Origin of the sequence: Aeromonas sp. Y318-1 (assembly GCF_027706125.1) — a bacterium.
GTDB classification, from domain to species: Bacteria; Pseudomonadota; Gammaproteobacteria; order Enterobacterales; family Aeromonadaceae; genus Aeromonas; species Aeromonas hydrophila.
Window position 1 is genome coordinate 1 of sequence record NZ_JAPDCM010000030.1, and the last position, 8,881, is coordinate 8,881.

Here is an 8,881-nt window from a genome sequence, read left to right on the forward strand (position 1 = left end):
GAATGGGTTCATGTGCAGCTCCATCAGCAAAAGGGGATGATAAGTTTATCACCACCGACTATTTGCAACAGTGCCCTTCGAGCAGCAGCGCTACCGGGCCAGCGGCCTCAACCTGGTGACGGCGGCTATCGTGCTGTGGAACACGGTGTACCTGGAACGCGCCACCCAGGGGTTGGTCGAGGCCGGCAAGCCGGTGGACGGCGAGCTGCTGCAATTCCTGTCGCCGCTGGGCTGGGAGCACATCAACCTAACCGGCGATTACGTCTGGCGGCAGAGCCGCAGACTGGAAGACGGGAAGTTTCGGCCCTTACGGATGCCCGGAAAACCTTAGCGTACGATTTTTTCCGAATTCTGCGGGCTCCCCTATCTCATCTGCGCAAGGCAGAACGTGAAGACGGCCGCCCTGGACCTCGCCCGCGAGCGCCAGGCGCACGAGGCCGGCGCGCGGACCCGCGCCACGGCCCACGAGCGGACGCCGCAGCAGGAGCGCCAGAAGGCCGCCAGAGAGGCCGAGCGCGGCCGTGAGGCTTGGACGCTAGGGCAGGGCATGAAAAAGCCCGTAGCGGGCTGCTACGGGCGTCTGACGCGGTGGAAAGGGGGAGGGGATGTTGTCTACATGGCTCTGCTGTAGTGAGTGGGTTGCGCTCCGGCAGCGGTCCTGATCAATCGTCACCCTTTCTCGGTCCTTCAACGTTCCTGACAACGAGCCTCCTTTTCGCCAATCCATCGACAATCACCGCGAGTCCCTGCTCGAACGCTGCGTCCGGACCGGCTTCGTCGAAGGCGTCTATCGCGGCCCGCAACAGCGGCGAGAGCGGAGCCTGTTCAACGGTGCCGCCGCGCTCGCCGGCATCGCTGTCGCCGGCCTGCTCCTCAAGCACGGCCCCAACAGTGAAGTAGCTGATTGTCATCAGCGCATTGACGGCGTCCCCGGCCGAAAAACCCGCCTCGCAGAGGAAGCGAAGCTGCGCGTCGGCCGTTTCCATCTGCGGTGCGCCCGGTCGCGTGCCGGCATGGATGCGCGCGCCATCGCGGTAGGCGAGCAGCGCCTGCCTGAAGCTGCGGGCATTCCCGATCAGAAATGAGCGCCAGTCGTCGTCGGCTCTCGGCACCGAATGCGTATGATTCTCCGCCAGCATGGCTTCGGCCAGTGCGTCGAGCAGCGCCCGCTTGTTCCTGAAGTGCCAGTAAAGCGCCGGCTGCTGAACCCCCAACCGTTCCGCCAGTTTGCGTGTCGTCAGACCGTCTACGCCGACCTCGTTCAACAGGTCCAGGGCGGCACGGATCACTGTATTCGGCTGCAACTTTGTCATGCTTGACACTTTATCACTGATAAACATAATATGTCCACCAACTTATCAGTGATAAAGAATCCGCGCGTTCAATCGGACCAGCGGAGGCTGGTCCGGAGGCCAGACGTGAAACCCAACAGACCCCTGATCGTAATTCTGAGCACTGTCGCGCTCGACGCTGTCGGCATCGGCCTGATTATGCCGGTGCTGCCGGGCCTCCTGCGCGATCTGGTTCACTCGAACGACGTCACCGCCCACTATGGCATTCTGCTGGCGCTGTATGCGTTGATGCAATTTGCCTGCGCACCTGTGCTGGGCGCGCTGTCGGATCGTTTCGGGCGGCGGCCGGTCTTGCTCGTCTCGCTGGCCGGCGCTGCTGTCGACTACGCCATCATGGCGACGGCGCCTTTCCTTTGGGTTCTCTATATCGGGCGGATCGTGGCCGGCATCACCGGGGCGACTGGGGCGGTAGCCGGCGCTTATATTGCCGATATCACTGATGGCGATGAGCGCGCGCGGCACTTCGGCTTCATGAGCGCCTGTTTCGGGTTCGGGATGGTCGCGGGACCTGTGCTCGGTGGGCTGATGGGCGGTTTCTCCCCCCACGCTCCGTTCTTCGCCGCGGCAGCCTTGAACGGCCTCAATTTCCTGACGGGCTGTTTCCTTTTGCCGGAGTCGCACAAAGGCGAACGCCGGCCGTTACGCCGGGAGGCTCTCAACCCGCTCGCTTCGTTCCGGTGGGCCCGGGGCATGACCGTCGTCGCCGCCCTGATGGCGGTCTTCTTCATCATGCAACTTGTCGGACAGGTGCCGGCCGCGCTTTGGGTCATTTTCGGCGAGGATCGCTTTCACTGGGACGCGACCACGATCGGCATTTCGCTTGCCGCATTTGGCATTCTGCATTCACTCGCCCAGGCAATGATCACCGGCCCTGTAGCCGCCCGGCTCGGCGAAAGGCGGGCACTCATGCTCGGAATGATTGCCGACGGCACAGGCTACATCCTGCTTGCCTTCGCGACACGGGGATGGATGGCGTTCCCGATCATGGTCCTGCTTGCTTCGGGTGGCATCGGAATGCCGGCGCTGCAAGCAATGTTGTCCAGGCAGGTGGATGAGGAACGTCAGGGGCAGCTGCAAGGCTCACTGGCGGCGCTCACCAGCCTGACCTCGATCGTCGGACCCCTCCTCTTCACGGCGATCTATGCGGCTTCTATAACAACGTGGAACGGGTGGGCATGGATTGCAGGCGCTGCCCTCTACTTGCTCTGCCTGCCGGCGCTGCGTCGCGGGCTTTGGAGAAATTCTTCAAATTCCCGTTGCACATAGCCCGGCAATTCCTTTCCCTGCTCTGCCATAAGCGCAGCGAATGCCGGGTAATACTCGTCAACGATCTGATAGAGAAGGGTTTGCTCGGGTCGGTGGCTCTGGTAACGACCAGTATCCCGATCCCGGCTGGCCGTCCTGGCCGCCACATGAGGCATGTTCCGCGTCCTTGCAATACTGTGTTTACATACAGTCTATCGCTTAGCGGAAAGTTCTTTTACCCTCAGCCGAAATGCCTGCCGTTGCTAGACATTGCCAGCCAGTGCCCGTCACTCCGCGGTCTTCACTGCGTGATCGAGTTGATCGACACCCGCCGTGACACGCTCCATGAAGTGCCTGCCTGCGTCTGTTAGCCGAACGCCCCGCGCATGGCGCTCAAATAGCAGGACACCAAGGTTATCCTCCAGCGCTTTCACACGCGCGCTGACGCTCGACTGGCTGATACCAAGTGCCTTGGCCGCATGCCGAAAATTCAGATGCTCGGCGACGGCGATGAACTGAACAAGGGAAATGAGCGGTATCCTGCCAGACAGGATACCGACATTCACGAGGTTTCGATGGTTAGTGCGCCGCATCGGAGCGGGCCTGCTACCAGTCGTCGGTTAGACGACTGGCGACTTCTCGGTGGCAGCCCCACGGAGCCGAAGGAGCACCAGCCCCAACGAAACCAGTACCGCCATCGCCGTGGCGTAACAGATCACGGGCCACGCTGTGTCACCGTTTAAAAGTGCCACCGCCAATGTCCCGACAATGCTGACTATCAGGCTTTGAACGCAGAAGTAGAACGCGACCGCTGATCCCGCGATGTCGTCGAACTCTGCCAAAGCGCCGTTCGCGGTAACGGACACCGTGAAGACAATACCGACCGCGACAACCCACATCGGTAGGATGAAGGTGAGGAATGACGGCGAGCCGTAAAGTTCGCCGATCCCCAACAGGACCGCTCCGCAAACAAGCAACGCCATCCCACGCGCCACGCATCCTGCGATGCCCCATCTGGCGACAAAGGACTTCGCGAAACGGGTTGTCACGATCATTACAAGCGCGACAGTGGCGAAGGCAAAGCTGAATCCGATCTCGGAATATTCCGCTTGGCCTATGAGCACACGGGGAGCCGTCGAGAAGAAGACGAAGTAGGTGCCCATACCGGCGCTAAAGCCGACAGTGTAAACCCAAAAAGCCGGACTCGCGAAGATCGGCAAGACAGATCGGCGCGTCTTGACTTGATCCAGAGGGCGGGTTTCGTGCCACCTGAAACCCGCATTTAGGAGTGCGAGCATCGCCAGTATAGCCAAAGTAATGAATATCGCCTGCCATCCCAAGAACTCGCCGATCAATGTTCCGGCGATAGGGCCGAGCGCAGGCACGAACGCCAGCATCGAACTGAAAAGGCCGTAGATGACGACACCCTCAGGACGGTTGGCATAAACGTCGCGAACCGTCGCGAACGTCGCCACCAGCATGGCCGACGCGCCCACTGCTTGAAGTAGACGGAAAGCGACAAAGGCCGGTGCAGTTGAAGACCAAGCTGCTCCCAGAGACGCAATGACGAAAGCCGTTGCGCCCGCAAGTAGAATTGGCCGTCGCCCGATTCTGTCTGAGAGCGGACCAAAAATCACCTGGCCCACGCCGAGCATCACCATATAGAGGCTCAACGTGAGTTGGATCATAGCGGGCGTCGTGTTCAGGATGCCGGGCATCGCTGGAACGACAGGGAGATAAATATCCATCGCCAGTGAAGCGAGGATGTCGAAAGGAGCCATCAGCAGCAGTGCTGCCGGCAGCGTATAGGCCCACGCGGGGCGTGTGGTGGTCATGACGAATCAACCCTCGATTAAGGAATACCGGGCGACGTCTGCTCGTCAGCAATCAGATGAGACTAGCCTTACAGAGCGCCGCAACAACAATACTGGTTGTTGCGGCTTACTTGTCTGCTGACTTGGAATTTCCCATCTGATTACTCCACGCTTACGAATATGAATTGCTACATTTTATCCGATTATCTTTTGCTTCGCAATGCGGCATGGGCGCACTCAGCGTTCCAGCCCCCTCTGCCGCCCTAACTGCCACGACACCGACCCGCCCTGCACGATGCCCATAACCTCGCGGCCGAGTTGGCGGTCGATGATCGGCCGCCACGGGACAAGGGTGAACTCATGGGATTTCTCGACCACGGCGAACTTGCCGCTCGATAGATGCACGGTTCCGGTAAACTTGCCGCTGACGCTCTCGCCGTCCGTGGCGGCGCGGAACGGCAGGCCCTTACTCAAAGCCATATCCGATCCGACGCCGGCTACCTCGCGCTCCCGCAGGATGGCGAGAAGGTTGCGCCGGTAGAAGACGCGGCTGTCCCGGCTGCGGGTGGCGTCGCCCTGTTCGATATGGTGCTCGCGGCGCTGGTCCATGGCTTCGCGGACTTGTTGCCCGAAGCCGGTTGGCGCAAGGTCGGCCGTCTCGCCGTGGATCAGCCGCCGGTCCAGCCAGGTCGCGCCGTCCGATCCGATCTGTTTGTTCAGATCGACCGGGGAAAGGACGCGAACGCTGGCCTGACTGTCTCGGCCGGCGTCATGGGCGGCGGCACGGCTGACCAGATCATTGGGGATGCGCCATTGGTCGGCGTCGATCCGCTCGACGATACCGGCCCGGCGTAGCGCCTCCAGCCGGCGCACATGGGCATCGACATAGCCCTCATAGTCGCCGCCTGGAACGCGGCACGTATAGGAAGAATAAACGCCCTTTTCACCCAAGTCCAACAGCTTTGGACCGCAGTTGACTCTTTCGACACCCCTGCGATGCAACCCAATCCGGCTGACGGGGAGCCAGCAACGCTGAAAATTTACCCTCCTCTTTCCCACTAGCGGCTCCTTTTCCGACAACCAGCACGGCGGATCCCTGCCGCGGCGCTGTGAACGCAGCATTTTGATTGGTATCGTTGGCCTTCAGGCTCGTCAGTCAAACAGACCCAGGAGCAGCTCAGCCGGTGGCGCCCGGCTTTCGGGTAACGCCCTGGTCCCGCTGGTTTCGGCTTTGTGCTTCAGGTGATCAAGGATCTGCTTGATCACTATAGGGTCTTCAATGCAGGCGATGACTTTCATGGCGCCGCCGCAGCCGCTGCAGGTCTCGATGTCGATATTGAAAACACGCTTGAGCCGTTGCGCCCATGTCATCGACGCTCGCCGTTGTGCTGGTGTTGCCGGTTCATCAGCCACCCTGACCTTGTTGCCCCTGCCCCGTTTTGCCGGCGTGACCAACGCCCGGTGCCGACTGTTGGGTGCGAACACCCCGTGGAAGCGGGTTAGGTTGACTCTGGGCTTCGGTACCAGGGCGGCCAGCCTTGCAATGAAATCCAATGGTTCGAAAATGACGTGCGTGGTGCCGTCCCGGTACGGCGTCTTGAGCTGGTAGCGCACGTTGCCGCCTCGTGTTAACGACAGCCGCTTCTCGGATACCGCCGGGCGGCTGATGTACCGGCACAGCCGTTCGAGCTTCTTGCGTTCATCGGCCCTGGCCGCCACGCCGGCGTGCAGGCTGGACCCGGCTACCTTGCCAATCCCGTCACCGAACGGATCACCACTGGTCGGCAGAGTTTGCAAAGTGAACACCTTTCGCCCCGCCTGTGAACCGACAGCGATACGGTAAGTGATCGAGTGCCCCAGCAGGGGTGTCATCGGGTCGTCATCCACCGCATCCGAGGCCAGATAGCTGTTTTCGACATCCCGTTCCAGCAGGCCTTGCCGTTCCAGATAGCGACCCACCCGGTGGGCGATGGTGTGCGTCAGCTGGGTGAGCTCTGGGCTGGTCGGCGCCTTGACCCAGCGGAAACGCGCTGAGCCGTGGGATTGCTCGACATACACACCGTCGAGAAACAGCATGTGGAAGTGAACATTCAGATTGAGCGCCGATCCAAAACGCTGGATCAGGGTGACCGCGCCCGTCTTGGCCACTTGGTGGGTATGGCCCGCTTTCTTGACCAGGTGCGTGGCAATGACGCGGTAAACGATGCCCAGCACCCACCCCATGATCTCGGGCCGGCTGGCAAACAGGAAACGCAGCTGAAACGGGAAGCTCAACACCCACTGACGCATGGGTTGTTCAGGCAGTACTTCATCAACCAGCAAGGCGGCACTTTCGGCCATCCGCCGCGCCCCACAGCTCGGGCAGAAACCGCGACGCTTACAGCTGAAAGCGACCAGGTGCTCGGCGTGGCAAGACTCGCAGCGAACCCGTAGAAAGCCATGCTCCAGCCGCCCGCATTGGAGAAATTCTTCAAATTCCCGTTGCACATAGCCCGGCAATTCCTTTCCCTGCTCTGCCATAAGCGCAGCGAATGCCGGGTAATACTCGTCAACGATCTGATAGAGAAGGGTTTGCTCGGGTCGGTGGCTCTGGTAACGACCAGTATCCCGATCCCGGCTGGCCGTCCTGGCCGCCACATGAGGCATGTTCCGCGTCCTTGCAATACTGTGTTTACATACAGTCTATCGCTTAGCGGAAAGTTCTTTTACCCTCAGCCGAAATGCCTGCCGTTGCTAGACATTGCCAGCCAGTGCCCGTCACTCCCACTCGATTGTAAACAAGCACACAAAACCCTTTAGTGACAACAATTTGCAAGAACTATCAGGCTCAGTGCCATGAAAAATACCATGACCAGATCATGAGGTTGAACACGGCTTGCGCCGGCAGCGTTCACGCTCCTGGTCGGCGATCTCGCCCGGCTGCAATGCTAGCTCAGCATCGGTCATGCGCTCCAGCACGTCGCGTAGGCGGATGGTGCAAGGAATGGGCGGCAGCTCGAACTCATAGCCGCCGGCGATCATTTCGGCCGCAATCTCCTCGGTGATGAAAAACGGCTCGTCGTCTTGGTTCGGCTTCTTCATGCCCTTTCCTCCTGGCGCTCATCCTGGCCGACAGCGGCCAGGGCATCGGCTTCCGTCAATGCGTCCTCCACGAACGCGCCGTGCTGCTTCGCTTCGGCCTGGCTGACCTCGGCCCATATCCGTTTCACCTGGGCCGCACTGTACCCGGCCAGCTCGGCGGTCTTGTTGATGCTGTAGCCGGACTTGCGCAGCGCGACAACTTGGGCGCGGCGCTTCGGATCAGCACGGCGGCCCTTGTACCGCCCGGCCTGGCGGGCCAACTCAATGCCTTGGCGCTGGCGTTCGCGCCTGTCCTCGTAGTCGTCGCGGGCCATCTGCAAGGCCAGGCGAAAAAGCATGATCTGCACGGCTTCCAGCACGATCTTGGCGACGCCCTGGGCCTCGGCCGCCAGGTCGGATAGATCGACCACGCCAGGGACGGCCAGGCGTGCGCCTTTGGCCTGTATCGAGGCCACCAGGCGCTCGGCCTCGGGCAAAGGTAGGCGGCTGATGCGGTCGATCTTCTCGGCAATGACCACCTCGCCGGGCTGTAGGTCGCCGATCATGCGCAGCAGCTCAGGCCGGTCGGCGCGTGCGCCGGATGCCTTCTCACGGTAGATGCCGGCGACGTAGTAGCCGGCGGCCTTCGCGGCCGTAGTGATCGCCTCTTGGCGTTCCAAGTCCTGCGCGTCGGTGCTGACGCGCAGATAGACCCGCGCCACCATCGGCGCGGCTACTGGCTTCGTCCTGCGCATACTTGCGGGCTCCTTTGGGCATACGCAAAGTGTCCGGTCATGCTACCCCCGGCCAAAAAGGCCGTCATGCGATTTATCTTGGCCGGGTCGTTATTGGCGGGTCTAAATGGCCGCTCCGTGGATCTCATCGCCAGAAATGGCGATGCGAGATCCAGGGCAGGGCGGCCGCCATCGTCAGACCTGGCGATGGTCGACGCCGGCGCGCATCGTCGGATGTGGCGATGCGAGCTCGAGGTCGGTGGCCACCGCCGGCGACCTGGTGCCATCGTCGGCAATGGCGATGCTGCAGCTCGACGTGCGCGGCCTGGTCGTCTCGGCATCGTCGGATGCGGCGATGCTCGAGCGAGGCGAAAAAAAACCGCCTCGGGGTGTCCGAGGCGGCAAGTCTGCATGCGGTTCAGGGAGGAAGAAACCGCGCCGGCGATCAGGGAGGAAAACCGCGCGGCCTGATGTGCAGCTCGGCCACTTTAGCCGGATTTTTCGACTTATCCGATGCGAGCGGCCCGCCGTGGGCGCTGCTCGATCTGCTGTTGCTTTTTCTCGACGTGCTTCTGCTCCTGGTGCTGCTGCTCGTCGCGCGGCACTGTTGCAAAGTTAGCGATGAGGCAGCCTTTTGTCTTATTCAAAGGCCTTACATTTCAAAAACTCTGCTTAC

At 61.2% G+C, this 8,881-nt stretch carries 9 protein-coding genes and 2 pseudogenes; 3 read left to right on the plus strand and 8 right to left on the minus strand.

Annotation, left to right across the window (positions count from 1 at the left end; all coding sequences use genetic code 11):
- Positions 1-76: 76 nt before the first annotated feature.
- A pseudogene (locus OKB87_RS23160) lies at positions 77-331 on the plus strand (Tn3 family transposase); the annotation flags it as partial.
- 331 nt (positions 332-662) lie between these two features.
- Here OKB87_RS23160 and tetR(A) read toward each other — a convergent pair.
- Positions 663-1,313 carry a tetracycline resistance transcriptional repressor TetR(A) gene (gene tetR(A) / locus OKB87_RS23170; protein WP_000164043.1) on the minus strand — a complete coding sequence of 217 codons (651 nt, stop codon included), beginning with the start codon at positions 1,311-1,313 and terminating at the stop codon, positions 663-665.
- Between the two features lie 105 nt (positions 1,314-1,418).
- Between tetR(A) and tet(A) the strand changes: the two genes are divergently transcribed.
- Positions 1,419-2,618: a tetracycline efflux MFS transporter Tet(A) gene (gene tet(A), locus OKB87_RS23175; RefSeq protein WP_000804063.1), complete on the plus strand. Its 1,200-nt coding sequence runs from the start codon at positions 1,419-1,421 to the stop codon at positions 2,616-2,618.
- Here the strand turns inward: tet(A) and OKB87_RS23180 are convergent.
- From OKB87_RS23180 to OKB87_RS23210, 7 genes and pseudogenes are all read right to left on the minus strand, one after another.
- Positions 2,564-2,773, minus strand: a pseudogene (locus OKB87_RS23180) (IS91 family transposase); the annotation flags it as partial. The gene tet(A) and the pseudogene OKB87_RS23180 overlap by 55 nt on opposite strands.
- A gap of 111 nt (positions 2,774-2,884) precedes the next feature.
- The gene (locus tag OKB87_RS23185) at positions 2,885-3,163 is read right to left on the minus strand and encodes a LysR family transcriptional regulator (protein WP_001100557.1); all 279 of its coding nucleotides are present in this window, start codon (positions 3,161-3,163) and stop codon (positions 2,885-2,887) included.
- A 54-nt stretch (positions 3,164-3,217) separates the two neighbouring features.
- On the minus strand, positions 3,218-4,432 hold the full coding sequence (gene floR, locus OKB87_RS23190) for a chloramphenicol/florfenicol efflux MFS transporter FloR (RefSeq protein WP_023300759.1): 1,215 nt from the start codon (positions 4,430-4,432) through the stop codon (positions 3,218-3,220).
- A gap of 216 nt (positions 4,433-4,648) precedes the next feature.
- Positions 4,649-5,533 carry a DUF3363 domain-containing protein gene (locus OKB87_RS23195; RefSeq protein ID WP_021598067.1) on the minus strand — a complete coding sequence of 295 codons (885 nt, stop codon included), beginning with the start codon at positions 5,531-5,533 and terminating at the stop codon, positions 4,649-4,651.
- A 30-nt stretch (positions 5,534-5,563) separates the two neighbouring features.
- Positions 5,564-7,057 (minus strand): IS91-like element ISCR2 family transposase, encoded by a 1,494-nt coding sequence (locus OKB87_RS23200; RefSeq protein WP_001120888.1) that lies wholly within the window; start codon positions 7,055-7,057, stop codon positions 5,564-5,566.
- 210 nt (positions 7,058-7,267) lie between these two features.
- A complete protein-coding gene (locus OKB87_RS23205) occupies positions 7,268-7,492 on the minus strand; it encodes a hypothetical protein (protein ID WP_000743213.1) in 225 nt (74 codons plus the stop codon).
- Positions 7,489-8,226, minus strand: a complete 738-nt coding sequence (locus OKB87_RS23210; RefSeq protein ID WP_001366550.1) for a recombinase family protein — start codon at positions 8,224-8,226, stop codon at positions 7,489-7,491. Before OKB87_RS23210 ends, OKB87_RS23205 begins: the two co-directional genes overlap by 4 nt.
- Positions 8,227-8,552: 326 nt before the next feature.
- On the opposite strand from OKB87_RS23210, the gene OKB87_RS23215 reads away from it, so the two are divergent.
- A partial coding sequence (locus OKB87_RS23215) for a hypothetical protein (protein ID WP_170868628.1) occupies positions 8,553-8,881 on the plus strand: 329 nt, incomplete at its 3' end.

Bases quoted from the DNA above. Each gene is read 5' to 3' on its own strand.
- floR (WP_023300759.1), bottom strand. From the start codon at position 4,432: ATGACCACCACACGCCCCGCGTGGGCCTATACGCTGCCGGCAGCACTG.
- OKB87_RS23195 (WP_021598067.1), bottom strand. From the start codon at position 5,533: ATGCTGCGTTCACAGCGCCGCGGCAGGGATCCGCCGTGCTGGTTGTCG.
- OKB87_RS23200 (WP_001120888.1), bottom strand. From the start codon at position 7,057: ATGCCTCATGTGGCGGCCAGGACGGCCAGCCGGGATCGGGATACTGGT.
- OKB87_RS23205 (WP_000743213.1), bottom strand. From the start codon at position 7,492: ATGAAGAAGCCGAACCAAGACGACGAGCCGTTTTTCATCACCGAGGAG.
- OKB87_RS23210 (WP_001366550.1), bottom strand. From the start codon at position 8,226: ATGCGCAGGACGAAGCCAGTAGCCGCGCCGATGGTGGCGCGGGTCTAT.